We start from the raw sequence: 26,403 nt of genomic DNA, 5'->3' as shown, positions 1-26,403 counted from the left end.
GATAAAAAATGAAATCGAAAAAAGCCTTTATGCTGGGCGCGGCCCTGGCGGCCTCCTGCTTCGTTTCGGCCTTTGCCCTGGCCGAGCAAACCCCTCAAAAACTCAGCGCAGAAGCGGTCAGGCAGGCCGTGGATAAAGCGCTCAAATCCGGCGGCAAGCTGGACGCGGCGAAGGTCCCGGCCAGCCTCAAGCAAAAACTTCAGGCAGCCCAGGCCGGCCAGTCCAAGGCTGTCACCCAGGCGGTTAAGACCGCGCCTTTCAATACCGTCATCGCCGAGTTGAAAAAACCGAGCCAGGCCGCGCCGAAAAGTGCTGCCGTCGCTGCCTTCGAGCCGCTGTTTCCCACCCTGGACATCAACACCCTCTACACCATTGACGGCGTAGGGCAGGGTGAGGAGTTCGCCTATCACTTCAACCTGCCGCAGAACGCGCGGATCCAGGTGCAGCTGGTCAACCAGAGCGCGGGCACCGATATGTCGCTGACGCTATTCCAGGACGACGGCCAGGGTAACCTCAGCGTAGTGGGCTCATCGGATGCGGCGGGCAGTGCCGATGAATACCTCGACGGTGTGTTGCCGGCCGGTGATTACTACTGGTACATGGTGGCCAAGGTTGCCAGCAACTCGCAGTTCAGCTTTGGCGTGGCGGTAGACGCCAACATCGATGCCTACGAGCCCAACGACACCGCGCAGACAGCCTTTGTGCTGCCGGACTCGATGAACAAGGTCACTGGCAACCTCGACAGCGCCAACGATGTCGATTACTTCGACTTCAAGGCGGTGCGCGGCCAAAGTGTGAGCATGTACCTGGCCGGCGACGAGAACGGCAGCCGTGAGCAGTGGATTTTCGACCGTTTCGATGGCGCCAACTGGGTCACCGTGCCGGCCGGCTCCACCTCGACTTACCCAAGCGTTACGCCGGGCACTACCGTGAAAGTGCGTGTGCGGGCCAATCCTGGCGTGGCACAGGACCCGACCAAGGCCTATCAGCTGAGCCTGGGCTCCACACCGCGTTTGAATACCTCGGACGTGAAGGGGGACTACATCGTGCGGGTACCGGCATCGATATACTGGATGGCGACCCAGGCCGCACGGACCTTGACCTGGTCCACCAACTGGTCCGACTCCACGGGTACACCGCTGCTGGGTGTCACGCCGGTATTGCGTGTCGACAAGCACTTCGAAGGGGCCGATTTCAACTGGACCGACTTCAGGGCCACCACCGACAGTTCGGGCACGTCCAAGGCCACCGCCGGTCTCGGTGAGTGCTTCGGCGAAAACCGGGTGCAGTTCGCCGATAGCAGCACGGGCGTTTCCTACAACTGGGACACTACCTTCAACTTCGGTGGCTGGCGTATTGAGCTGGACGAGTTTCCAGGTGTGGGCGTGGGGGGCGATAACGTGTCTTACGTGACCTTTGGGCATATCTGCACCCAGGACATCATCCATTGATTCAATGGTGTAAATAAACCGGGGGGCAGCCTGACAGGGCTGTCCCCTTTTTGCTGGGAAAGTGAGATGGGTATCTGCCGTGGCGGCTTTCGGGCCGACCAGGCTGTTGGGTTTGACGGTGTACATATCCGTTGCTGCGGTAACGGCGGCTTAGGGTTCCGCTCTTACAGCGGGTCACTTTTGGAAGGACCCAAAAGTAACCAAAAGGTCCTCGCCCCACCACTCGGTGCCTCGCCTAGGCTCGGCATGCCCGTAATCCGACAGTGATTTTGGGGGCCGCCGCCCACGCGCCATCCATGGCGCGTGGGCGGCTAAACCGGCATCCCTGCCGGTTTACCCCCCAAATCACTGTCGAATTCCGGCCAGCGTGGTTGACGGGGCGATCCGAGATCAAAAGCAAGAGCGCGGCGGCCTTAGAGCCGACCGGTGATGGGGCTGGTGTACTCGGTTAAAACTGTGGGAGCGGGCTTGCTCGCGAAAGCGGTGGATCAGTAACAGATGTAGTCACTGACACACCGCATTCGCGAGCAAGCCCGCTCCCACAGTTTGATCTACACACATTAGGTAGACCTCAGTCTGCTCTTGATCTGCTCTTGATCTGCTCTTGATCTGCTCTTGATCTGGCTTTTGATCTTGATCTCAGGCGCCCCGTCAACCACGCTGGCCGAACGCAGGTTTGAATCCGTGGGTAACCCGGCAGGACGCCGGGTTAGCCGCACTGGGCCATGGATGGCCCATTGCGGCGGCCCACGGATTCAAGCCGGAGTGAGGGCACACCGAGCCTGGGCGAGGTGCCGAGTGGTGGGGCAAGAGCCCTTTGGTTACTTTTGGGGCTCTTTTCCAAAAGTGACCCGCCGTAAGGGCGGAACCCATAGCCGCCATGACCCAAATAACGGATATGTATACAGGTCCAACCCAACAACCTGGTCGGCCCAAAGGCCGCCACGGTAGCCAACCCCACCCACATTCGTACCCCGACTGACCAATGGCCCCTTGCACAGCCCTCATTTCCTTGCTAGCTTCTGACAAAATGTTAACGATAACATTTGCTCTAAAAATAAAAACAAAACAGAGAACTACGCCATGAAAATGCTTCCGAAAACCCTGTGTTTATTGGCTGTAAGCATCACCCTCGGCACCGCTGCTCCCGCTTTCGCCGAGGCTGCCAAGCCGATCCGCATCGGCGCGTCCTTCCAGGAAATCAACAACCCCTATTTCGTCACCATGAAAAACGCCCTGGAAGAAGCCGGGGCGAGCATCGGCGCGAAAGTGATCATCACCGACGCCCGCCATGACGTGTCCAAGCAGGTCAGTGACGTCGAAGACATGCTGCAAAAAGGCATCGATATCCTGCTGATCAACCCCACCGATTCGGTGGGTGTGCAGTCGGCCGTCAAATCCGCCCACGCCGCCGGTGTGGTGGTCGTGGCGGTCGATGCCCAGGCGGAAGGGCCGCTGGACTCCTTTGTCGGTTCGAAAAACTTCGACGCCGGCTTCCAGGCCTGTGAATACCTGGCCAAAAACATCGGTGGCAAAGGCAATATCGCGATCCTCGACGGCATTGCCGTGGTGCCGATCCTGGAGCGCGTGCGCGGTTGCAAAGAGGCCGTGGCCAAGCATCCGGAGATGAAGATTGTCAGCATCCAGAACGGTAAGCAGGAACGTGACCAGGCGCTGACGGTCACCGAGAACATGCTGCAGGCCCAGCCTACCCTCAAGGGCATTTTCAGCGTGAATGACAACGGCTCGCTCGGCGCGCTGTCGGCCATCGAAGCCAGCGGCATGGACGTGAAACTGGTCAGCGTCGACGGCGCGCCGGAGGCCATCAAGGCCATTCAGAAGCCAGGCAGCAAGTTTATCGCCACCTCGGCGCAATACCCGCGCGATCAGATCCGCCTCGCCCTGGGCATTGCCCTGGCCAGGAAGTGGGGCGCGCACGTGCCGGCCACGGTTCCGGTGGACATCACCCTGATCGACCAGGCCAAGGCCAAGGATTTCAGCTGGTAAGTCACCCAGGCCCCACGCAACCCGTGGGGCTTGAGGTCTCCTTCTGAATACGAGGTCGGCGGTATGAGCAGTCTTCTGAAGCTGGAAAATATTTGTAAGCGTTACCCGGGCGTGCAGGCGCTCAAGTCCATCAACCTGCAGGTCGAGCGCGGCGAGATCCATGCCTTGCTCGGCGAAAACGGCGCGGGCAAATCCACCCTGATGAAGATCCTCGGCGGCGTCGAGCATCAGGACGAAGGCCGCATATTGATCGATGGCCAGGTACAGCAATTCTCGACTTACCGCGACGCGATTGCCGCCGGCATCGGCATCGTGTTCCAGGAATTCAGCCTGATTCCCTACCTCACGGCGGTGGAAAACATCTTTCTCGGCCACGAGTTGAACAACCGTTTCGGCCTGTTGCGCAAGCGCGAAATGGTTGAGAAATCCGAGGCGTTGTTCAAGCGCCTGGGCGTCAGCATTAACCTGCAATGTGCGGTCAAGCACCTGAGCGTGGCCGAGCAGCAGTTCGTTGAAATCGCCAAGGCTCTGGCCCTGGATGCGCGCCTGCTGGTACTCGATGAGCCCACCGCGACACTCACGCCCAGCGAAGCCGAGCTGCTGTTCGGGATCATGCGCGAGCTCAAGCGCCAGGGCGTGGCGGTGATTTTTATCTCCCATCACCTGGAGGAGATTTTCCAGGTGTGCGACCGCATCAGCGTGTTGCGCGACGGTGGCAACGTGGGCGTTACCGAGGTGGCCGACAGCGACATCGACCGCCTGGTCGAGATGATGGTCGGGCGGCGCCTGGAATGCAGCTTTCCGCCCAAGCCCACCACCGAACGCGGCGCGTTGCTGCTGGAGGTCAAGCACATCCAGTTGGTGCGCAACGGCCCGCGCAACAGTTTCCAGCTGCACAAGGGCGAGATCCTCGGCTTTGCCGGATTGGTCGGCTCCGGCCGCACCGAACTGGCTCTGGGCATGATGGGCGCGCTGCCGTCGGTGAGCAAAGACGTGTGGCTGCGCGGCGAAAAAATCACCCTTGACGACCCGGCGCAAGCGCTCGCCCACGGCATCGGTCTGCTTCCGGAAAGCCGCAAAAGCGAAGGGCTGATCACCGACTTCAGCATTCGCGAAAATATCTCGCTGAACAACCTGCCCAAATACCAGAACGCCTCGGGCCTCATCGACAAAAGCCGCGAATGCGCCAGCGTCGAGGGCCTGATGAAACAGCTGTCGATCAAGGCGCCCAGCAGCGAAAGCCGGGTGTTCAACCTCAGCGGCGGCAACCAGCAAAAGGTCGTGATCGCACGCTGGATCAACCACCACTGCGACGTGTTGGTGTTCGATGAACCCACCCGTGGCATCGACGTCGGTGCCAAGGCGCAGATCTATGCGCTGATGCGCAGCCTCACCGAACAGGGCTACGCAATCATCATGATTTCCTCCGAATTGCCGGAAGTCATCGGCATGTGCGATCGCGTCGCGGTGTTCCACAAGGGCGCCATCGTCAAGGTACTCGAAGCGTCTGCCGTCAATCCTCAAGAGGTCATGCGCCATGCAACAGGGGGCTCAAGTGAATACGTCCATTAGCCGCGGCGATAACAGCCGGCTACGCCTGAACCTGGCGCAGCTGCTGCGCTCGCCGGCGTTCTATCCGTTTGTGGGGCTGGTGGTAGTGACGCTGGTGATGATCCTCGCCAGCGACACCTTCCTCACCGCCAGCAACCTGTCGAACATCGCCCGTCAGGTCTCGATCAACGCAATTATCGCGGTGGGCATGACCTGCGTGATTCTCACCGGCGGCATCGATTTGTCGGTGGGGCCGGTGATGGCCTTGTCCGGCACGCTCACCGCCGGCTTGATGGTCGCCGGTTTGCCGCCAGGCGTGGCGATTGGCGCGGGAATGCTGGTCGGGGTGGCCTTCGGCATTGGCAACGGCCTGTTCGTGGCCTACCTGCATATGCCGCCGATCATCGTCACCCTGGCGACCATGGGCATCGCCCGGGGCCTGGGCCTGATGTACACCGACGGCTACCCGATTTCCGGGTTGCCGGACTGGTTTGCGTTCTTTGGCCGCGAAAGCCTGTTCGGCATCCAGGTGCCGATCCTGATCATGCTGATCACGTACCTGGCCGCCTATGTGCTGCTGCAACACACGCGCATCGGCCGCTACATTTACGCCATCGGCGGCAATGAAGAAGCGGTGCGTTTGTCTGGCGTGCGGGCGGCGCGCTTCAAGTTGCTGGTGTACGGCATCAGCGGCTTTACGGCGGCGGTTGCCGGGCTGGTGTTGACCTCACGCCTGATGAGCGGCCAGCCGAATGCCGGCGTGTCGTTCGAACTGGATGCGATTGCCGCCGTGGTGCTGGGCGGCGCATCGATAGCCGGCGGGCGCGGGGTGATTGTCGGCACGTTGCTCGGCGCCATGCTGCTGGGCGTGTTGAACAACGGGCTGAACATGCTCGGCGTGTCGCCCTACGTCCAGAGCGTCATCAAGGGCGGGATCATTTTGCTGGCGATCTTTATCAGCCGTCAGCGCCATCAATAAACTCCTCAAGACAGGTCAGAAATCATGGACAAGCTCACCCAAATGCAAGCCGTCGTCTGCCACGGCCCCAAAGACTATCGCCTGGAACGCATCGGCAAGCCCCAGGCGCGCGCCAATGAACTGGTGATCCGCATCGCCGCCTGTGGCATCTGCGCCAGTGACTGCAAGTGCCATTCGGGCGCGGCGATGTTCTGGGGCGGCGACAACCCGTGGGTCAAGGCGCCCGTCGTGCCGGGGCACGAGTTTTTTGGCTATGTGGAGCAAGTGGGCGAGGGCGCCGAAGAGCACTTCGAGGTCGCGGTGGGCGACAAAGTGATCGCCGAGCAGATCGTGCCGTGCGCCAAGTGCCGCTTCTGTAAATCCGGCAAGTACTGGATGTGCGAAGTGCACAACATCTTCGGCTTCCAGCGTGAGGTGGCCGAAGGCGGCATGGCCCAGTACATGCGCATTCCCAAGACGGCCATCGTGCACAAGATTCCCGAATCGGTGTCGCTGGAAGACTCGGCGCTGGTGGAGCCCATGGCGTGTTCGATCCACACGGTCAACCGCGGTGATGTCCAGCTCGACGATGTGGTGGTGATCGCCGGTGCCGGCACCCTCGGCCTGTGCATGGTCCAGGTCGCCGCGTTGAAGACCCCGAAGAAACTGGTGGTGATCGACATGGTCGACGAGCGCCTTGAGCTGGCAAAAAAATTCGGCGCCGACGTGGTGATCAACCCGACGCGCGACAACGCCCGCGAGATCATCAACGGCCTGACCGACAACTACGGTTGTGACGTGTACATCGAAACCACCGGCGTGCCGGCCGGCGTGACCCAGGGCCTGGATCTGATCCGCAAGCTCGGGCGTTTTGTCGAGTTCAGCGTGTTCGGCGCCGAGACCAGCGTCGACTGGTCGATCATCGGCGACCGCAAGGAACTGGACGTGCGCGGCGCGCATCTCGGGCCCTACTGCTACCCGATCGCCATCGACCTGTTCGAGCGCGGCCTGGTGACGTCCAAAGGCATCGTCACCCATGACTTCCCGCTGGATGACTACGCCGAAGCGTTCGAGTTGGCCAACTCGACCAAGTCGATCAAGGTGCTGTTGAAGCCGGTGGCCTGACAATGAACTACGTGATGGGTGTCGACATAGGGACCCAGAGCACCAAGGCACTGCTGGTCGATGCGCAAGGCGCGATCATCGCCCAGCATAGCCAGGGGTATCGCGTGGATACCCCCAGAGTGCGCTGGGCCGAGCAATGGCCGCAGGTCTGGCTGGACGCCGTCGAAGCCTGTGTGTCGCAGTGCATGGCCAAGGCCGGCGTGGCGGCGCACCAGGTCAAGGCGCTGTGCATCAGCAGCCTGTATGGCGGTTCGGGGATTGCGGTGGATGCGCAGATGACACCGCTGCACCCGTGCCTGATCTGGATGGACCGCCGCGCTGGCGAGCAGGTGGCCTGGGTGCGCGAACACGCGGACCTGGAGCGCTTGTTCGAGGTCACCGGCAACTCGGTGGACAGCTACTACGGGTTCACCAAGATGCTCTGGCTCAAGCAGCACCGGCCGCAGGTGTGGGCGCGTACCCGTTACCTGCTGCCGCCCAACAGTTATATCAACTGGTGCCTCACCGGTGAGCTCGCCGTGGACCACAGCAGCGCCGGCAATATCGGCGGTGTCTACGACGTGAAGGCGCGCGGCTGGTCTGTCGAAATGCTCGATGCCCTGGGAATTCCGCCGGCAATGATGCCGCAGCACCTGGTGTATTCCGGCGAGGTGGTCGGCGGTTTGCTCCAGACTTGGGCGCAGCGCCTGGGCCTGCATGCGGGCACGCCGATTCTCGCCGGCGGCGTCGACGCCGCCATGGCGACATTGGCGGCGGGCGTTACGCAGCCGGGTAACCATGTGGCGATGATCGGCACCAGCATGTGCTGGGGCTACCTGAACCAACAGGTGGACGCCCATCACGGCTTGGTGAGCATGCCCCACGTCTACAACGGCCACCGCGACCTGTACATCTTCGGCGGCGCGATCACGGCCGGCGCTTCGGTCAGCTGGTTTCGCGAACAGTTCTGCCAGGCCGAGGAGCAACAGGCCAAGGCCACCGGCCAGGACAGCCTGGCACTGCTGGAACAGAGCGCGATGAACATCCCGGCGGGCAGCGAGGGCTTGCTGTTCCTGCCGTACCTGATGGGCGAACGCAGCCCGGTGTGGGATGACCGCGCCAGTGGCAGCTTTGTCGGGCTGAACCTGTACCACAGCCGCATCCATTTGTACCGCGCCGTGCTCGAAGGGGTGAGTTTTGCCCTGCGGCATAACATCGAAGCCGGCACCCGCGGCGCGCATTCGCTGGACCCGCGTTTGATCGTGGTGGGCGGCGCCAGCCATTCGGACCTGTGGATGCAGATCATCGCGGACGTGACGCGGTACCCGGTGTACACCATTGTCCAGGAAGTGGAAGCAGCGTTGGGTGCGGCCTTGTTGGCTGCGCATACGGTGGGGTTGGTGAGCGACGGGGCGATGGAGAAGGGCTGGGTGCAGCTGCAGCTGCGGGCTGAGCCCAAGGCGGAACACGTCGAGGCGTATGACCTGGCGTTTGCCGAATACCTGAAACTGTATCCCGCCTTGAAACCGATCATGCACAACCTGCAAACCCACTGATTCACCACGGTCCAAAAAATGTGGGAGCTGGCTTGCCTGCGATAGCGGTGATTCAGCCAGCACATTTGCGACTGATACACCGCTATCGCAGGCAAGCCAGCTCCCACAGGGGATCTTCATTGTTCTTGAGATTTACATCTATGAACGCAACCTTTGACTTCACCCACCACCGCATCCTCGTCACCGGCGCCAGCAGCGGCATCGGCCGTGAAATCGCCCTGCAACTGATCGCCAGCGGCGCCGAGGTCTTTGCCCTTGGCCGCAACGCGCAGGCCCTGGCCGGGCTCGGCTGCCACAGCCTGTGCCTGGACATCGCCGACAGCGCCGCCCTCGACACAGCCCTGCAAGACCTGCCGCCGTTGCACGGCCTGGTCAATTGCGCTGGCATTTCGCGGCTGGAGCCGGCGGCGGCGATCAGCGCCGAGGCGTTCGACCAGGTGATGAACGTCAACGCCCGCGCCGCCGCGCAAGTCGCCAGTCGCGTGGCGGCCAAGATGATCGAGGCACAGATCGCCGGCAGTATCGTCAACGTCTCCAGCCAGGCCTCGCTGGTGGCGCTGGACGATCACCTCGGCTACTGCGCATCCAAGGCCGCGCTTGATGCGATCACCCGCGTGCAATGTGCTGAATGGGGGCGCTTCGGAATTCGCGTCAACAGCGTCAACCCCACGGTCACGCTGACGCCGATGGCGACCATGGCCTGGTCCGAGCCATCCAAGCGCGACCCGGCGCTGGCGGCCATCCCATTGGGGCGTTTTGCCGAAACCGTGGAAGTCGCTTTGCCGGTGCTGTTCCTGCTGAGCCACGCCGCCAGCATGATCAGCGGCGTCAGCCTGCCCATCGACGGCGGCTACACCAGCCGCTAGCCGTTTTCCAGGCGGCCGGCGATGACTACCTTGTCCCGTGGTTTGTGCGGGTCTTGCAGGCGGTCGAGCAACAGGCGCACCGCGCTGCTGCCGGCCAGCGACGCATCGTGGGCCACGCAGGCGATGGGCACTCCGAAGATATCGGCGAAGGGCAGGCGGTCGATGCCGCAGATGGTCAGGCTGTCGTGGGGGATATTGTGCATGCGCAACGCGCGCAGCGCGCCGAGGGTGATCAATTGGTTGAAGCCCATGATCGCGTCCGGCGCCGCGTGCTCGGCCAGGTAGTCGAGGGTGTGCAGGTAGGACGGCATCAGCGTGTAGTCGCCGGCCTGCACTTCGACCTGCACCTGGGGGTGTTCGGCGAGCACTTCGCGCAGGCCCTTGAGGCGTTCGACGGTGATGCGTGAGTGCTCGGGCCCGGTCAGCACCAGCAGGCGCTTGAGATCGGGCGTCTGGCGCAACAGGTAATGCGCGGCCTGGATGCCGCTGTGGTAGTTGTCGAGCACCACGCGGCTGAACGGGCTGTCGTGCAGCGTGCGGTCGAGCAGCACCACCGGCGTCTTGCCGTTGCCCAAGCGTTCCAGGTAGTCGGGTTGGTAGCTCGGTTCGTCGGAGACCGGCGACAGGATGATCCCCGCCACGCGGTAGCCCAGCAGGGTGTCCACCGCCTTGCTTTCCAGTTCTTCCAGCTCGTCGGTGTCTACCAGCATGATGGTGTAGCCGTGCTGCTTGGCTTCGCGGGAAATCGCCTTGATCATTTCGCTGTAGAACGGGTTGTCCACGGACGCGGTGATCACGCCGATGATCAGGCTTTCACTGCGCTTGAGCCCGCGCGCGAAGGCGTTGGGCACGTAGTCGAGCTCGCGTGCGACTTCGAGGATGCGGGCCAGGGTGGCGGGCTTGACCAGGTCGGGTTTGCTCAGCGCCCGGGACACGGTGATGGTGGTCATGCCGACGCGTTTGGCGATGTCGCTGATGGTGACGGGCTTTTTCTTGTTCATCGATAGGGCTGCGAAAGGACACACCCGCAGGCTAGCATGCGCGCGGGCGCAGAGTGATTCAAATCAACGGGTCCCAGCGCTGCGACCAGTCACTTTCGGCCTTGACCACGTCGCGCAGCAACGCCAGTGCCTGTTGCAACACCGCCGAATCCCGCGCTCGCGAATACACCAGGTAGGTGGGGAAACTGAATTCCGGCGCCTTGGGCACGCGCTGCATCACGCCGCTGTCCAGGTAGCTCTGCACCACACGGGTACGGAAATAGCCGGCGCCGCCGTTTTCCAGGATGTATTGCAACGCCAGCGGGCCGAGGTTGAAACTCAGCGCGGCGCGGGCCTTGTCGGGCAGGGCGGCGTCATGCTGCTGGCGAAAGCCCGGGCCCCAGTCGATATACACATACGGGTCCGGCGTGCTGACCAACTGCACCAGGATCAGTTTTTCTTCCAGCACCTGCTCCACTTGCAAGCCCGGCCAGTATTGCGGCTGGAACACCAGCGCGGCGTCGAGTACGCCCAGTTCCAGCTGGCGCAGCAGGTAGTCGCCTTCCCGCACTTCGGTGCGCAGCGCATGCCCGGGGATGTGCTGGCGCAGGGCCTGGGCCCAGCCGAGCATCAACGGGTTGCACAGGCTGACCTCGCCACCGATGTGCAGCACATTGCGATAGCCTTCCGGCAAGGGCAGGTCACGCTTGGCGGCTTCCCAGGTTTGCAGCAGTTGATTGGCGTACACCACGAAAGCCTCGCCATCGGCGGTCAGCCTGGCGCCTGCGCGGTTGCGCACGAACAGCGTGCTGCCGAGCTGGTTTTCCAGGTTTTTTACCCGTGCGGTGATGGCGGTCTGGGTGACGTGCAGTTTCTCTGCGGCCGCGGCCAGGCTGCCGCAGCGGGTGATTTCGAGGAAGGTGCGTGCCAGTTCGATGTCCATGAAGCCCCCCGGGAGATGAATGAGGGGCATTGTAGTGGAATGCAGTCAACACTGTGGGAGCTGGCTGATCGTTCCCACGCTCCGCGTGGTAATGCATCCCGTGACGCTCTGCGTCACCTGCACATATTGAGTTGACCGGCGGGACGCGGAGCGTCCCAGGCGGCATTCCCACGCGGAGCGTTGGAACGATCAAACTGACCCACCGCATTCGCGAGCAAGCCAGCTCCCACAGTTTTATTGCGTTTCAGCTCAGGGTTCGTGGGGCTTGGAGGTGCTCGGTGGGAAAGGCCTTTGCATACACCTGGCAAACCCGCAAAACCGTATCATCCGCAAACCGCGCGCCCACCACATGCAATCCCACCGGCAAGCCATTCGCCGCCAACCCGCACGGCACCGATGCCGCCGGTTGCTGGGTGAGGTTGAAGGGGTAGGTGAACGGGGTCCATTCGGTCCACTGCGCCAGGCCTGATCCGGGCGGTACGTCGTGCCCGGCCTCGAACGCCGTGATCGGCAGCATCGGCGACACCAGCACGTCGTAATGCTCATGGAATGCGGCCATGCGCGCCACCAGGGCTGCGCGCGCTTCGAGGGCGGCGTTGAAGTCGTCCAGGCTCAACCGTTCACCCCGTTGTGCGATCCGCAGCAAGCCTGGGTCCAGCAGCTGTTTTTGTGCGTCAGTCATTGCGCTGGTCAGGCGTGCGGCGCCGGCTGCCCACAGGGTGCTGAACACTTCCAACGGATCGCTGAAGCCGGGGTCGATCTGCTCGACATGGGCGCCCAGTTGCACCAGCCCTTCCACCGCCTGCGCGACCACCTTGGCCACTTGCGGGTCGACGTCCACGTAACCGAAGTTCGGGCTATAGGCGACGCGCAAACCTTTCAGGTCAGTACCCGGCGTCAGCCACGGCGTGCTGCGTGGCGCGCCGATCAAGCCATCCCGCGCATCCGGTTGCGCCACGGCCTGCAGCATCAGCACGCTGTCTTCCACGGTGCGGGTCATCGGCCCCAGGTGCGACAGAATCGTCATCGAGCTGGCCGGCCATTGCGGGACATAACCGAAGGTCGGCTTGATCCCGAAGGTGCCGGTAAACGCACAGGGAATCCGAATTGAGCCGCCGGCATCACTGCCCTGGTGCAACACGCCCAGGTTCAACGCTGCCGCCGCGCCCGCGCCGCCGGACGAGCCGCCCGCCGTGGTGCGGGTGTCCCAGGGGTTGCGGGTGATGCCGTACAAGGGGTTGTCGGTGACGCCTTTCCAGCCGAATTCGGGCGTGGTGGTCTTGCCCAGCAGCACCGCGCCGGCCTTGCACATAAAGCCGGAGAAGGGCGCGTCGATGTCCCACGGTCCTTCGGCGGATGTGGTGCGCGAGCCCTTGCGGGTGGGCATGCCGATGGTCAGCGTCAGGTCTTTGATCGACGCCGGTACGCCGTCCAGCGCACCGCAGGGCTCGCCCTTGAACCAGCGCTGTTCCGAGGCGCGTGCGGCCTGCAGTGCGCCTTGCGGGTCGACATGGCAGTAGGCATTGACCACCGGGTTGTAGCGCTCAATCCGCAGCAGTGCATCTTTGGTGACCTCTACCGGCGACAAGGATTTGTCGCGAAAGCGCTGCAGCAATTGCACCGCCGTCAGTTGGCCAATCTCACTCATGCCACATCCCCCTGCGCCGCTTTGACCATGGCGCGCAGCAATACCGCGCAGCCCGCCGCCAGGTCATCCGGCGCGGCGTTTTCGATTTCGTTGTGGCTGATGCCGCCTTCGCACGGCACAAAGATCATCCCGGCCGGGCCCAGTTCGGCGACGAAAATCGCGTCGTGGCCAGCACCGCTGACGATGTCCATATGGCTCAGGCCCAAGGCGCTCGCAGCGTCGCGCACGGCGTTGACGCACGCCGGGTGGAAGTCCAGCGGCGGGAAATCGGCGGTGGGCGTCAGTTCAAAGCTCAAGCCGTGGCGGGCGGCGGTGGCTTCGATCACGCCGCGCACTTCATCGACCATGGCTTGCAGCCTGTCGGCATGCAGATGGCGCAAGTCGATTGTCATCTGCACTTGGCCTGGGATCACGTTACGCGACCCCGGATGCAGGCTCAGGCAACCGACCGTGCCACACGCGTGGGGCTGCTGCTGATGGGCGATGCGGTTGACCGCGCTGACGACTTCGGCGGCGCCCACCAGGGCGTCCTTGCGCAGGTGCATCGGCGTCGGGCCGGCGTGGGCTTCGACGCCGGTGAGGGTCAGGTCGAACCATTTCTGGCCCAGGCAGCCCATCACCACACCAATGGTGGTGGCCTGGTCTTCAAGTACCGGGCCTTGCTCGATATGCGCCTCGAAATACGCGCCGACCGGATGGCCCAGCACCGCGCGCGGGCCGGCATAGCCGATGCGCTGCAATTCGGCGCCTACCGACAGGCCCTGATCGTCGAGTTTGTCGAGGGTGTCCTGCAGATCGAACTGACCGGCAAACACCCCGGAGCCCATCATGCACGGCGGGAAGCGCGAACCTTCTTCGTTGGTCCACACCACCACTTCAATCGGCGCCTGGGTTTCGATGTTCAAATCGTTGAGCGTGCGGATCACTTCCAGCCCGGCCATCACGCCGTAGCAACCGTCGAACTTGCCGCCGGTGGGTTGGGTGTCGATATGGCTGCCGGTCATCACCGGGGGCAGGGCGGGATTGCGCCCGGCGCGGCGTGCGAAGATATTGCCGATGGCGTCGACACTGACGCTGCACCCGGCGGCTTCGCACCACTGCACAAACAGGTCGCGGGCCTGGCGGTCCAGGTCCGTGAGGGCCAGGCGGCACACGCCGCCCTTGGCGGTGGCGCCCAGTTGCGCCAAGTCCATCAGCGATTGCCACAGGCGGTCGCGGTTGATCAGCGGGGCGTTGCTCTGGAGCGGTTGCGCAAAACTATTCATCAGCGTTCTCCGGTCAGGCACTCAGGGCCAAATAGCGGTTCTTGATGCTCGGGTCGGCCCGGAAGTCGGCGGCGCTGCCCTCGTAGACCACGCGGCCTTGTTCGAGCACGTAATGGCGGTCGGCGAGCTTGTCGCAGACCATCAGGTTCTGTTCCACCAGCAGCACCGGCAGGCCGTCGTCCTTGACCTTGCGCAAGATCTTCACCAACTCGTCGACGATCACCGGGGCGAGGCCTTCGGTGGGCTCATCGAGGATCAGCAGCTTGGGGTCGTTGAGCAGCGCGCGGGCGATGGCGAGCATTTGCTGCTCGCCGCCGGAGAGTGCGTGGCCGGCGTTTTTGCGCCGTTCCTTGAGGCGCGGGAACATGATGTAGACGTCTTCAAGCTGCCAACGGCTGGTCTTGCGTGCGGCGATGCGCAGGTTTTCCTCGACCGTGAGCAGGCGGAAAATCCCGCGATTTTCCGGCACCAGCGCCAGGCCCTGGCGCGCGATCTCAAAGATTTTCTGCCCCACCAGGGCCTGGCCATTGAAGTGGATCTGGCCCTGGCGCGGGCAAATAATCCCGAGGATGCTGCGCAGGGTGGTGGTCTTGCCGGCGCCGTTGCGGCCGAGCAGCGTCACCAGTTCGCCTGGGTTGACCGTCAGCGACACGCCTTCGAGCACGTGGCTCTTGTCGTAGTAGGAATGAATATTCTCGACGATCAGCATCAGGCAGCCTCCCCCAGGTAAGCGGTGCGCACACGTTCATCGGCGCGCACGAATTCCGGCGTGCCTTCCACCAGGATCTGCCCATGGCTCATCACGGTGATGCGTTGGCTGATGGACATGACAATGCTCATGTTGTGTTCGATCAACAGCACCGTGTGATCGCGACCGAGGTCGCTGATCAGTTGGGTCATGATCGGAATGTCGTCGATGCCCATGCCCGAGGTGGGCTCGTCGAGCATCAACAGTTTGGGCTTGGAGCAGATCGACATGCCCACCTCCAGCACCCGCTGCTGGCCGTGGGACAACTCGCCGGCCAGGGTGTCGGCGCGGGCGCTGAGTTGCAGGCGCTCCAGCACCTGGTCGGCCATCTCCAGGTGTTCGTGTTTGCTGTCGACGCGGCGCCAGAAATTCAGCGCGCGGGCGCCGTCACGGCCCTGTGCGGCCAGGCGCAGGTTTTCACGTACGCTGAGGTTCTGGAACAGGCTGGTGAGCTGGAACGAGCGCGCCATGCCCAGGCCGACGCGAGCGTGGGCGGGTTTGCGCATCAGGTTCTTGCCGTCGAAATGAATCTCTCCGGCGGTGGCCTGGCGTTCACCGGTGAGGCAGTGGAACAGGCTGGTCTTGCCCGCGCCGTTGGGCCCGATGATGGTGTGGATGGTGCCGGCTTCGACCTTGAGGTTCACGCCGTTCACCGCATGGAAGGCACCGTAGGCCAGTTCCAGGTCTTTGGTTTCCAGCAGGATGCTCATAGCCCTTGCTCCTTGGCGACGACAGCGGTTTTGCGGCTGCCGCGCACCTTGTCGAACAGCGACGCCAGGCCGCCCCACAAACCGCCGCGCATGAAGATCACCACCAGGATCAGGATCACCCCCAGCAGCATCAGCCAGCGCGGCCACAGGTCGGAGAGAAAGTCGCCGAGCAGCACGATGGAACCGGCGCCCAGCAATGAGCCGAACAGCGAGCCGGTGCCGCCGACGATGGTCATGATCAGGATGTTCTCGGACATCGCCAGGTCGATGTTCGACAGCGGCACAAAGTGAAGCAGCATGGCGTACAACGCGCCGGCGATGCCGGTGACGGCGCCGGAGAGCACGAACACCAGGATCTTGAAGTGCCGGGTGTCGTAGCCGATGGCCGAGGCGCGGGTTTCGTTTTCGCGGATCGCCATCAAGGTGCTGCCGAACGGCGAGGCGATCACCCGGCGTGCACCGATGAAGATCAGCAGGAACAGCACCGCGACAAAACCGTAGAAGGCGCGGGCGTCGACCAGCGACAGCAGCACGGTGTCACCGATACGGATCTCCGGACGCGGCACGCTGAGCAGGCCGTTGTCGCCGCCGGTCCAGTCGCTGAGGGTGTAGGCGACGAAGTAGGCCATCTGGCTGAACGCCAGGGTCAGCATCACGAAGTAGATGCCGGTGCGGCGGATCGCCAGGGCGCCCACCAGCAACGCCAGGAAACCGCCCGCGACGGCGGCGCCGAGCAACGCGGTGAACAGGCCCAGTTGCAGGTGGATCATCAGCAGCGCCGCGCAATACGCGCCGGCGCCAAAGAAGATGCCTTGGCCGAACGACAACAGTCCGGTGTAGCCCAGCAACAGGTTGCAGGCCAGCGCAGCCATGGCAAAGATCAGGATCTCGGTGGCCAGGGTCGCCGAGGGCAGTATCAACGGCAGGCCGATCAGCACCGCCAGGACCCACAGCAGCATCGCGCGCGATTGGGTCTTGGCAAACGGCAGGGGGTTTTTCTCGCTCATGTCAGGCTCTCCCGAACAGGCCGTAGGGACGAACCAGAATCACCACGGCCATCGCGCCATAGATCATCAGGCTCGCGCCTTGGGGCCAGAGTGTGGTCATCAGGCTTTGCACCACGCCCACCAGCAAACCGCCGACCAGCGCACCGCTGAACGAGCCCATGCCGCCGATCACCACCACCACAAAGGCAATGCCCAGGATCTCGGGGCCGACAAAGGGCTGGGCGCCGCGCAATGGCGCGAACAGCACGCCGGCGACACCGGCCAAGGCGACGCCGAGGGCGAAGGTCATCGAAAACAAACGGAAGATATTGGTGCCCAGCAACGACACGGTTTCGGTGCTTTCACTGCCGGCGCGCACCAAGGCGCCGAAGCGTGTGCGTTCCAGCAGCAGCCACAGGCCCAGGCCCACCAGCCCGGAAAACACGATGAGGAACAGGCGGTAGTACGGGTAGACGAAGTCGCCTACCACCAGCACGCCGCGCAGCAGTTCCGGCACCGCGACGCTTTTGCCCACCGGGCCCCAGATCATCACGCTGGCTTCCTGGATGATCAGCGCTATGCCTAAGGTCACCAGGATCTGGAACATGTGCGGCAAGTGGTAAATCCGCTGGATCAATAATCGCTCGATGGCCCAGGCCAGCGCGGCCACCACCAGCGGCGCAATCAGCAGCGCCAGCCAGAAGTTGCCGGTGAGGCTCACGGCGGTGTAGCAGATGTAGGCACCCAGCAGGAAGAACGCGCCGTGGGCGAAGTTGACGAAGTTGAGCAGGCCGAAAATGATCGTCAGCCCGACCGCGATCAGGAAGTAGATCATCCCCAGCCCGAGGCCGTTGAGTATCTGGAACAGGTACAGATTAAGCATGCAGGAATCCTCGAACAGGCGGCCGCGCGGGCGACCCTGTCGTATGCAACGGGTCAGGATCAGGCCAGCGTGCAGCCCGTGGCGTCCACCGGCGGGAACGACTGGCCGGCGCTGAGCACTTTGGCCAGGTCATCCTTGTCTGCCATGTCGCCGCTGGCCTTGCCGATCAGCAGGTAGTAATCCTTGATCACCTGGTGGTCGCCGGCGCGGATCGATTCCTTGCCGGTGGGGCCTTCGAAACTCAGGCCCTGCATGGCCTTGGCCACGGTTTTCCCGTCGAAGCTGCCGGTTGAGACGATGGTTTCGAGCATGACCTTGGTGCTGATGTAGTCAGCGGCCAGCGGGTAGGTGGGGTTGATGCCGTATTTGGCCTGGGTCAGCTTGACCAGTTCACGATTGAGCGGGGTGTCGACCTGGTGCCAGTACTGCGCGCCGAGGTACACGCCTTCAAGCAGGTCACTGCCCAGCTCCTGGAATTGATCAAGGCCGGCGGACCACACCAGCAGCACTTTCATGCGCTCCTTGATGCCGAAGTTCACCGCCTGGCGCAGGGTGTTGGACGACTGGCTGCCGAAGTTGAGCAGCACCAGCACGTCGGGTTTGGCGGCGATGGCGTTGGTGAGATAGCCGGAGAATTCCTGCTCCTGCAACGAGTGGTAGCTGTTGCCGACGTGTTCCAGGCCGTTGTCCTTGAGCACGGTTTTTGCGCCTTCGAGCAGCGCTTCGCCAAACACGTATTGCGGGGTGATGGTGTACCAGCGCTTGGCCTGCGGCAGCAGCTTGATCAGCGGCACCATGGTTTCGCGGATCGCGCCGTAGGTGGGCACCGACCAGCGGAAAGTGGCGGGGTTGCAGTCCTTGCCGGTGACTTCATCGGCACCCACCGGGGTCATGAAGACGCCGCCGACCTTGTCGACTTCCTTGGCCACCGCCAGGGCCGATGACGACAACGTGCAGCCCTGGAAGAACCGCGCGCCGTCCTGCTGGATGGCTTCCTGGACCTTGCGCACCGCCTTGCCAGCGTTGCCTTCGGTGTCGATGACCTTGTAGTTGAGCGGGCGACCGAGAATCTCGGGGTGTTGTTCCACCGCCAGGCGCGAACCCATGTCGGCAAACTTGCCATAGCTGGCAAAGGCGCCGGACATGGACTTGAGGCCGTAAAAGGTAAAAGGCTCGGCGGCGAATGCAGAGCGTATGCCCAGCGGAAGGCTGAGGGCGGCTGCTGCGGTGAGGCTGGCTTTCAACAACGTACGACGCTGCATGGGGTGACTCCCTGGTTTAGTTATTGGCAGGAGTGGCAATGGCGATACGGTGGAGCAAGGGCCTGTGGGCAGGCCTGTTATTGGGTGATGCGATTTATCAGATCAACTCGGTCAACTGTGGGAGCTGGCTTGCCTGCGATGCGCATAGGTATCGACACATCTTTCAACGGCTGACAAATCTCCCTGTAGTGAGCGGGCTCGTCCCGCGCTGGGTGGCGAAGCCGCCCCAATAAAGACACCGCGCAGTTTCAGACAAACCCAATTCGCCTGGTTTGGGGCCGCTTCGCAGCCCAGCGCGGGACAAGCCCGCTCACTACAAGTTGGGTTTCCAAATGGGAAACTCTGGTGTGTTCAGGGACGGTGATCGAACTCCAGCAAAAAATGCGGGCTGACCTGGCCTTCCAGCGCGGTCATATGGTGTTCGGCATCGCACATGTGCTCATGCATCAGGCTGCGAACCGCGCTTTCATCCCCGGCGCGAAACGCGATCAGCAGTTGCTTGTGGTAGTCCAGGTTGGCCGCGTCGAACTGCTTGCGCTTGGGCTTGTAGGCCTTCTTCAGCACCACCAGGTCGCGCAGCAGGTCGTTGAGAAACTGCGCCATGAAACTCAGCAGCGGGTTGGGGCAGGCCTTGGCCAGCAGGTTGTGGAACTCCAGTTCCGCCAGGCGTTGCTCACGCTGGCCGGCCTCGCTGTCTTCCGGTGCGCTGCAAAAGTCCACGTTGTCTTGCAAGGCCTGGTAGTCGTCTTCGCTCAGGCGTCCGAGCACTGACACCGCCAGCTCCACTTCAATGACTTTGCGCAGTTGGTACACCTGTTCGCCATCCAGATGCTGGAAGTGCAGGTAGTTGCGCAACGCGCGGCTGGCCGGCTCGGTGCCGGCCTGGTTCAGGTAGGCGCCGCCGCTGGGCCCGGTGCGCGTGCTCACCAGGCCTTCCACTTCCAGGGCCTTGAGCGCTTCGCGGGCCGAGCCCTTGGAGCACTGGAAGCTTTCCATCAGCTCACGTTCGGTGGGCAGGCGGTCGCCGGGCTTCAACGCATCGGTGACGATGGAGCGCTTGACCGACTCGACGATCACATCGGACAGCTTCTGGCGTTTGCGTCGCAGCGGGCGGCTTAGCATGGGTTCGATTTATCGTATTAATGCGGATAAATAGCACTTAATAACGATCGCGACGCAGCGTCAACGTTGGGTGTCGTTTTCAATGGCAGAAGGTCGCAAACGGATGGCTACTCCCCGTTGCCTGGATCCAGGCAACGCGTGGACGGTGGTGGTTGCTTGCCGAACACCAGGAAGTCACCGGCCCAGCGGTTGATACAACCGCTGGCGTCCTGTTTGTCCGGCTCTTTCAGGCGCAGTTGCGCCACATGGGGCGCCGCCGTTTCAGCTTGTTGCGCGTTGACCAGCACCATGCGCACAACCCGCTCCGGGAACAGCGCCGCGTAATGGTTGCCCAGGCGGGCTGCGTCGGCGTTACCCAGGTAGAGCAGTTGGGCGTCGCCGAGTTGGGTACGGACGAACTCCATGTCCTGGGCGGCCTGCTCGATGCCGTTTTCGTTGCTGAGGTCGCGAGGGCTCAGTTCAATGACGTCGTAACGGTTGACCAGCGTGCGATAGGCCGGGTTGGAGTAGGCGCCCCAGAGGCTGGTCAGATGAATGACAAAGGTGCCGGCCTGGTTCTTTTTAACGGCGTCGCCGGCCTGGGCAAATACCACACCTTCGCGGTTCAGCGGGTCACGGGCGCCGACGCGGGTCAGGTACAGGCGCAGGCTGCCTAGTCGGGGCGCGGCGTGGTTGCGCGGCACGGTGACGATGCCGCATTGGGTGCGTTGCAGCACTTCTGGGTCCAGGCGTTCCGCGCCGGGCAGGGGGCAGTCCAGCAGCCAGTCGATGGCGGTAGGTGGGATCAGCGGTTGGGCTGCGCTGGCCGTCACCCAGAGGCAGGCGCACGTCAGGTATTTTGCAACAGTCATCGAGAGGTCCTGGGCGGCCGGGTGAGAGCGGCTTTTTTACCAAGGACCTTTGGTCGATTAATGTAGGGTGAGAAGACAGCTGACGTACGAAACTGGAGTTTTGTTTATCGGATCTGCGTCTGCCAACCGCCACCCAGCGCCTTGTACAGCGCGATGCTCGCCTGCAGGCGTGACAGGCGCAATTGCACATTCTGGTCCTGGGCCGCGTACAGGGTACGTTGGGTTTCCAGCACGGTGAGCAGGTCTGCGGCGCCCGCCTGGTAGCGGCTTTCGGCGATCTGGAAGGCGCTCTGGGCCTGTTGCAGTTCTTCACTTTGCCATTGGCGTTGCTCGTCGAGGCGGGTAATGCTGCTGAGGGCTTTTTCCACATCGGCAAAGCCGTTGATGATCGCGCCGCGATAAGTTTGCAGCAGCTCATCCTGGCGTGCGCGGGCCTTGTCGCGTTCAGCGCTTAAACGGCCGTTGTTGAAGAGAGGGCCGACCAGGCCGGCGGTCAGCGTGTAGTAGGGGCTGCGCAGGACATCCGCGACCTTGTAGGCGTCGGAACCCAGGGTTGCGCCAAGGGTGATGGCGGGCAGCATGGCCGCCCGGGCCACGGTAACGTCGGCTTGTGCGGCCGCCAGTTGCGCCTCGGCCTTGGCGATATCGGGCCGGCGGCTGAGCAACTGGCTGGGCACGCCGGTGCCGATGGTCGGCCAGGTCAGCGCCGCGAAGGGCTCGGCACCGAGTTGCAGAGCCTGCACCGGCTGGCCGAGGAGGGCGGCCAGGGTGATCCGCGACTCTTCGGCCAGTTGCTTGATCAGCGGCAGTTGGCGCTGCTGGCCGGCCACCAGGCTTTTTTGCTGGGCCAGTTCCAGGGCGGTGGCGGAGCCTGCGTCATAGCGGGTCTGCACCAGGCCGAGCACGTTGCGCGCGTTGGCCAGGTTCAGCGCGGCGATCTGCTCGCGCTGCTGGGCGGCCAGGGTTTGCGCGTAGCGGTCGGCCACGCTGCCGAGCAGGGTCAGTTCCACGGTCGCCTGGTCGAACTCGCTGGCGCGCAGGCTGTGCAGGGCGCTGTCGCGCGCAGCGGCGCGACCACCCCAGAAATCCACTTCATAGCTGGCAGTGAGATTGGCGCCGAAGTTGTCGACGGCTTCGTCGCTTTGTGAGGCATCCAGATCCGGTCCCCCCGGGCCGCTCAGCAATTTCTGATGGCTGGTGGTGAGGTTGAACTTGACCTCTGGCAACAACGGCGCGCCGGCGATCACTGCACTGGCTTGGGCTTGACGCACGCGGGCGGTGGCGGCGGCCACGTCGAAACTGTCGCGGCGGGCCAGGTCGACCAGACGGTTCAACTGCGGGCTGCCGAATTGCGTCCACCATTGCCGGTTGGTGGCTTGCGCGGCGTCGCGCTCGGCATATTGCCAGGCGGCCGGCGGTGCGAGGCCGCTGTCGATAGCGGGCGGGTTGCCGGCGCAGGCGCCGAGCAGCACACACAGACCGGGCACGCAGAGGGATCGTTTATTCACTGGTCAACGCCTTAACCGGATCGAGCCGGGCAGCTTTACGGGCCGGCATGAAGCCGAATACGACACCGGTGACCAGGGCACAACCAAATGCGCCCAGTACCGCCACCAGGGAAAACTGTACGGCCACCTCTGCCAGCACCAGCACGCCGCCCACGAGCAGGGCCAGGGCAATGCCGCACAGGCCGCCGACCACCGACAGCATCACCGCTTCCGTCAGGAATTGGCGCAGGATGTCGCGCTGGCGCGCCCCGGTGGCCATGCGGATGCCGATTTCACGGGTCCGCTCGCGCACGGTCATCAGCATGATATTCATCACGCCGATACCGCCCACCAACAGGGAAATCGCCGCAATCGAACCGAGCATCAGCGACAGCGTGTTCTGCGTGCGCGCTTCGGCCTGGATCATTGCCGCATTGTTGGTCAGCTCGTAATCACGCTTGCCGTTGTGCAACCTTTGCATAAGCTGGTCGATGGCCAGCTCGGCCTCGCGGACCTTGCGCGCATCGGCCGCCGCGATCACCACGTATTCGGGGTTGTAGCTGCCGAACAGACGCACGCTGGCGGCGGTGTAGGGGATGGCAATGCGGTCGTCGCTGTCCTTGTTGCCGGAACTGGCGCCTTTTTCCGCCAGCACGCCGATCACCTGGAACGGCACGTTCTCAATCAGGATGTATTGGCCAATGGGGTCGACTTCGCCCTTGAACAGCTTCTCGCGCACCCGATGCCCGATCACCGCCACCGTGGCCGCGGCGCGCTCGTCCTCGGCCGTGAAGTAATTGCCCTCGACCACCGGCCAGTTGAAAATCTGCGGGAAGTTGGTGTCATTGCCGCCCACGTAGGCCATGTAGTCGACATTGCCGAACCGTACCCCGGCCTCGCTGCCGTTGACCGGCATGATGCGCTGCACCTGGGGCAGCGCCGCCAGTGCGTGGACGTCCTCGAGGGTGACGATACCCGGCGGCGTACGCGGGTTGGGCGACGAGCCACTGAGGTAGATGATGTTGGAACCGAACGCGCCCATCTGCGCCATGACCTGGCGCTTGCTGCCTTCGCCCACTGCCAGCATCACCACCACCGACGCCACGCCGATGATGATGCCCAGCAGGGTCAGCGCGGTGCGAAAGCGATTGATCCACATCACGCGCCAGGCCGCCTGTACCGCGTCCACCAGCTCGGCTTTCCACGCACCGTTGTGCTCGGCGCCGTCGGCCAGGCGTTGGCGCAGGTCCACGGCTTGCAACGCACCGTTCGCCAGTGCCGGTGCGGCATCGCTGCCATCGGCCGAGTCGCTGATGATCAAGCCGTCGCGAATCTCGATGATGCGGTTGGCCCGCGCCGCCACTTCGCGGTCGTGGGTGATCAGGATCACCACGTGGCCCTGGCCGGCCAGTTCGTCCAGCAGGCTCATGACCTCGGCGCCGCTGTGGCTGTCGAGGGCGCCGGTGGGTTCGTCGGCCAGGATGATATGACCGCCGTTCATCAACGCGCGCGCGATGGACACCCGCTGCTGCTGACCACCGGAAAGCTGGTGCGGACGGTTGCCGGTGCGTTCGGCCAGGCCAAGGCGCGTGAGCAGGGCGCTGGCGCGGGCGTGGCGCTCGGCGGCGCTGATGCCGGCATAGATCGCCGGCATTTCGACGTTTTCCTGGGCCGACCCCGAGGGGATCAGGTGGTAGCCCTGGAACACAAAGCCGAAGGCTTCGCGGCGCAGCCAGGCCAGCTCATCGCTGTCCAGGTGGGCGACGTTTTCCCCGGCGAACAGGTAGTCACCCATGCTGGGGCGGTCGAGGCAGCCGAGGATATTCATCAAGGTCGACTTGCCCGAGCCCGAGGCCCCGACGATGGCGACGAATTCCCCGGCATGGATCGACAGGTCGATGCCGCGCAATACGTCAACCTGCGGGCTATCGCCGCCGCCGTAGGATTTGCGGATGTTCTTGAGTTCGATCAGGGGCGTGGTCAACTCAACCCCCGCTGCCGTCGGCCGGGCCGATCAGCAGTTGATCGCCTTCGTCCAGGCCGTCGAGCACCTGGACGCGCAGGCGGTCGCTGATGCCCAGCTGCACGTGACGTTCTTCGATACGGCCGTTTTTCAACACGACCCGCGCGACCTGCCGGTCGGTGCTGGAAGTGCCTTGCAACGCGGCAACGGGTGCGGTGAGGGCGTCCTTGACCTGGCTGGCGACGAAAAACACCTGGGTGGTCATCTCCGCCATCAGTGCGTTGTCGCTGTTGTCCACGTCCAGCAACACGGTGTACAGCACCACGCGGCCACTGCCGCTTTTATTGGAGCTGTTGGGGCTGCCACTGCCCTGGGTTTCGTTCAACGGCTTGGGCGGGATCGGCAGGATCTGCCGCACGGTGCTGGTCCAGCGTCGGTTGCCGCCGCTGAGGGTGGTGAAATACGCGGTCATGCCGGGTTTGACGTGGCCGATATCGGCCTCGGAGACTTCTGCCCACACGGTCATCGGCGACAATTTGGCGATGCGCAGGATCAGCGGGGTCTGCTGCTGCGCATTGAGGGTCTGGCCGACCCGTGCGTCCACCGCCACGACGGTGCCGGCCATGGGCGCGTAGATGCGCGTGTAGCCCAGTTCCGCCTCGTCGCTGCGCAGGCTGGCCCGGGCCTGGCGGATCTGGGCCTGGTACATGTCGATCCGGGCCTGGGTGGCCTTGAGTTCCGCGCTGGCGGTTTGTACGTCTTCTTCACGGGTGGCGTTGCCAGCGGCCAAGCGTTGCTGGCGCTGGTACTTCTGGCGCGCCAGCTCGTGCTGGGCCCTCTGCTCCTGCAACTGGGCGTTGAGGTTTTCGATGGCGTAGCGGCTGGCATCGAGCTTGGCCTGTTGCGTGGACGGGTCGATCTCCACCAGCAGCTGGCCTTCCTGGACCTGGTCGCCGGCCTCGACGTGGATCTTGCGGATTTGCCCGGATGCCTGGGCGCCGACGTCCACGTAGCGGCGTGGTTGCAGGGTGCCCAGGGCGGTCACGCTGTTTTCGATGTTGCCGCGGCTGACGGTCACGGTGGTGAGCGCGTCACGCCCCGGCGGCAGCACCTGCCAGGCCGCGATGGCGATGATGGGGAGCAGGCACGCGATAGCCAGCAAGGCGCGTCGGGCAGGTCGAGGGCGTTTCATGCTTTGGTTCCAGCCAGGAAAGTTCGGACCGCGGTTGCGGGGAGCTGACAAGTAAACGAGGGAATTGCACGCAAATTTAGGCGGTTACACAAGCGGTTACAGCTCCCTTGAAGAAAAATTATCGTCCATTGATGCAAGTGTGCTTAAAAGTAGATGAGAATTACTATAAATTGCACGTAGCCAATCTGCCATTACTGAGTGGCTTGATTTCTTGTAGGAGCGAGCTTGCTCGCGAAGAGCGCCCGGGCTATGCGTTCTTCCTGAATGTGCGCGTTATCGTTAACGACCTTCGCGAGCAAGCTCGCTCCTACAAACGCTGTCTTCTTTCGCACCCAAGGGCCTAATGCCGCCACCCGGCGGTCGGGAGTCATGTTGGAAAACTACTATCGCGAGCTGGTGTGTTTCCTCAACGCCAAGCTGGGCAACCGTCAGGTGGCCGAAGATGTGGTGCATGACGCTTATGTCCGGGTGCTGGAACGTTCCAGCCAGGTTCCCATCGAACAACCCCGCGCCTTTTTGTACCGCACCGCCCTCAATTTGGTGATCGACGGTCACCGCCGCAACGCCTTGCGGCAGGTCGAACCGCTGGAGGTGCTTGACGCCGAAGAACGCTTCGCCACCAGCTCGCCGCACACCCAGCACGACCATGGCCAGCGCCTGGAACTGCTCGAACGTGCCTTGGCCGAGCTGTCGCCGGCCTGTCGCGACAGCTTTCTGCTGCGCAAGCTCGAGGGCCTGACCCACCTGCAGATCGCGGAGCGCCTGTGTATTTCCCGCGCGCTGGTGGAGAAACACATCGTCAACGCCATGAAGCACTGCCGGGTGCGGATGCGCGAGTGGGAAGCCTGCTGACCCGCTGTTAGTTAAATT

General features: G+C 63.3%; 22 protein-coding genes. 8 read left to right on the top strand and 14 right to left on the bottom strand.

Translation table 11 applies throughout. The features are described from left to right. Positions 1 to 8 precede the first annotated feature (8 nt). The 7 genes from BLL36_RS08080 to BLL36_RS08045 all read left to right on the top strand — a co-directional run bounded on the left by BLL36_RS08080 (position 9) and on the right by BLL36_RS08045 (position 9,493). Positions 9 to 1,451, top strand: coding sequence for a hypothetical protein (locus tag BLL36_RS08080; protein WP_076950929.1), 1,443 nt, complete (start codon positions 9 to 11; stop codon positions 1,449 to 1,451). Between the two features lie 1,083 nt (positions 1,452 to 2,534). Continuing rightward, a complete protein-coding gene (locus tag BLL36_RS08070) occupies positions 2,535 to 3,458 on the top strand; it encodes a substrate-binding domain-containing protein (protein WP_076950928.1) in 924 nt (307 codons plus the stop codon). 63 nt (positions 3,459 to 3,521) lie between these two features. Beyond that, the gene (locus BLL36_RS08065; protein WP_076950927.1) at positions 3,522 to 5,030 is read left to right on the top strand and encodes a sugar ABC transporter ATP-binding protein; all 1,509 of its coding nucleotides are present in this window, start codon (positions 3,522 to 3,524) and stop codon (positions 5,028 to 5,030) included. Continuing rightward, entirely contained in the window at positions 4,996 to 5,988 is a 993-nt protein-coding gene (locus tag BLL36_RS08060) for an ABC transporter permease (RefSeq protein ID WP_076950926.1), read from the top strand. The genes BLL36_RS08065 and BLL36_RS08060 overlap by 35 nt, the downstream gene beginning before the upstream one ends. Positions 5,989 to 6,012: 24 nt before the next feature. Continuing rightward, positions 6,013 to 7,092 (top strand): alcohol dehydrogenase catalytic domain-containing protein, encoded by a 1,080-nt coding sequence (locus tag BLL36_RS08055; protein WP_076950925.1) that lies wholly within the window; start codon positions 6,013 to 6,015, stop codon positions 7,090 to 7,092. Between the two features lie 2 nt (positions 7,093 to 7,094). Continuing rightward, entirely contained in the window at positions 7,095 to 8,627 is a 1,533-nt protein-coding gene (locus BLL36_RS08050; protein ID WP_076950924.1) for an FGGY-family carbohydrate kinase, read from the top strand. Positions 8,628 to 8,767: 140 nt separating this feature from the next. Next, positions 8,768 to 9,493 (top strand): SDR family oxidoreductase, encoded by a 726-nt coding sequence (locus BLL36_RS08045; protein WP_076950923.1) that lies wholly within the window; start codon positions 8,768 to 8,770, stop codon positions 9,491 to 9,493. Here BLL36_RS08045 and BLL36_RS08040 read toward each other — a convergent pair. From BLL36_RS08040 to BLL36_RS07970, 14 genes are all read right to left on the bottom strand, one after another. After that, the gene (locus tag BLL36_RS08040) at positions 9,490 to 10,494 is read right to left on the bottom strand and encodes a LacI family DNA-binding transcriptional regulator (protein ID WP_076950922.1); all 1,005 of its coding nucleotides are present in this window, start codon (positions 10,492 to 10,494) and stop codon (positions 9,490 to 9,492) included. The two genes, BLL36_RS08045 and BLL36_RS08040, sit on opposite strands and share 4 nt — an antisense overlap. Positions 10,495 to 10,552: 58 nt before the next feature. Then, a complete protein-coding gene (locus tag BLL36_RS08035; RefSeq protein ID WP_076950921.1) occupies positions 10,553 to 11,416 on the bottom strand; it encodes a LysR family transcriptional regulator in 864 nt (287 codons plus the stop codon). A 244-nt stretch (positions 11,417 to 11,660) separates the two neighbouring features. After that, on the bottom strand, positions 11,661 to 13,064 hold the full coding sequence (locus BLL36_RS08030; protein ID WP_076950920.1) for an amidase: 1,404 nt from the start codon (positions 13,062 to 13,064) through the stop codon (positions 11,661 to 11,663). After that, positions 13,061 to 14,329 (bottom strand): Zn-dependent hydrolase, encoded by a 1,269-nt coding sequence (locus BLL36_RS08025; protein ID WP_076950919.1) that lies wholly within the window; start codon positions 14,327 to 14,329, stop codon positions 13,061 to 13,063. The genes BLL36_RS08030 and BLL36_RS08025 overlap by 4 nt, the downstream gene beginning before the upstream one ends. Positions 14,330 to 14,342: 13 nt before the next feature. Next, positions 14,343 to 15,038: an ABC transporter ATP-binding protein gene (locus tag BLL36_RS08020; protein WP_076950918.1), complete on the bottom strand. Its 696-nt coding sequence runs from the start codon at positions 15,036 to 15,038 to the stop codon at positions 14,343 to 14,345. Next, positions 15,038 to 15,787, bottom strand: a complete 750-nt coding sequence (locus tag BLL36_RS08015; protein ID WP_076950917.1) for an ABC transporter ATP-binding protein — start codon at positions 15,785 to 15,787, stop codon at positions 15,038 to 15,040. The genes BLL36_RS08020 and BLL36_RS08015 overlap by 1 nt, the downstream gene beginning before the upstream one ends. Beyond that, a complete protein-coding gene (locus BLL36_RS08010; protein WP_076950916.1) occupies positions 15,784 to 16,794 on the bottom strand; it encodes a branched-chain amino acid ABC transporter permease in 1,011 nt (336 codons plus the stop codon). Before BLL36_RS08010 ends, BLL36_RS08015 begins: the two co-directional genes overlap by 4 nt. A gap of 1 nt (position 16,795) precedes the next feature. Continuing rightward, positions 16,796 to 17,656 carry a branched-chain amino acid ABC transporter permease gene (locus BLL36_RS08005; protein WP_076950915.1) on the bottom strand — a complete coding sequence of 287 codons (861 nt, stop codon included), beginning with the start codon at positions 17,654 to 17,656 and terminating at the stop codon, positions 16,796 to 16,798. Positions 17,657 to 17,715: 59 nt separating this feature from the next. Continuing rightward, the gene (locus BLL36_RS08000) at positions 17,716 to 18,918 is read right to left on the bottom strand and encodes an ABC transporter substrate-binding protein (RefSeq protein ID WP_076950914.1); all 1,203 of its coding nucleotides are present in this window, start codon (positions 18,916 to 18,918) and stop codon (positions 17,716 to 17,718) included. 351 nt (positions 18,919 to 19,269) lie between these two features. Next, positions 19,270 to 20,040 (bottom strand): FadR/GntR family transcriptional regulator, encoded by a 771-nt coding sequence (locus BLL36_RS07990; RefSeq protein ID WP_076950912.1) that lies wholly within the window; start codon positions 20,038 to 20,040, stop codon positions 19,270 to 19,272. A gap of 107 nt (positions 20,041 to 20,147) precedes the next feature. Then, positions 20,148 to 20,891, bottom strand: a complete 744-nt coding sequence (locus tag BLL36_RS07985) for an alpha/beta hydrolase family protein (RefSeq protein WP_076950911.1) — start codon at positions 20,889 to 20,891, stop codon at positions 20,148 to 20,150. 104 nt (positions 20,892 to 20,995) lie between these two features. Then, the gene (locus BLL36_RS07980; protein WP_076950910.1) at positions 20,996 to 22,399 is read right to left on the bottom strand and encodes an efflux transporter outer membrane subunit; all 1,404 of its coding nucleotides are present in this window, start codon (positions 22,397 to 22,399) and stop codon (positions 20,996 to 20,998) included. After that, positions 22,392 to 24,362 carry a MacB family efflux pump subunit gene (locus BLL36_RS07975; protein WP_076950909.1) on the bottom strand — a complete coding sequence of 657 codons (1,971 nt, stop codon included), beginning with the start codon at positions 24,360 to 24,362 and terminating at the stop codon, positions 22,392 to 22,394. The genes BLL36_RS07980 and BLL36_RS07975 overlap by 8 nt, the downstream gene beginning before the upstream one ends. Position 24,363: 1 nt before the next feature. Continuing rightward, positions 24,364 to 25,533 (bottom strand): efflux RND transporter periplasmic adaptor subunit, encoded by a 1,170-nt coding sequence (locus tag BLL36_RS07970; protein ID WP_076950908.1) that lies wholly within the window; start codon positions 25,531 to 25,533, stop codon positions 24,364 to 24,366. A 369-nt stretch (positions 25,534 to 25,902) separates the two neighbouring features. On the opposite strand from BLL36_RS07970, the gene BLL36_RS07960 reads away from it, so the two are divergent. Further along, entirely contained in the window at positions 25,903 to 26,385 is a 483-nt protein-coding gene (locus BLL36_RS07960) for a sigma-70 family RNA polymerase sigma factor (protein WP_076950906.1), read from the top strand. Positions 26,386 to 26,403 lie beyond the last annotated feature (18 nt).

Origin of the sequence: Pseudomonas cedrina subsp. cedrina, assembly GCF_001983175.1 — a bacterium.
Taxonomy (GTDB): Bacteria; Pseudomonadota; Gammaproteobacteria; order Pseudomonadales; family Pseudomonadaceae; genus Aquipseudomonas; species Aquipseudomonas cedrina.
The sequence above is the reverse complement of the archived record's forward strand: the minus strand, read 5'-3'. Positions and strand labels throughout refer to the sequence as shown.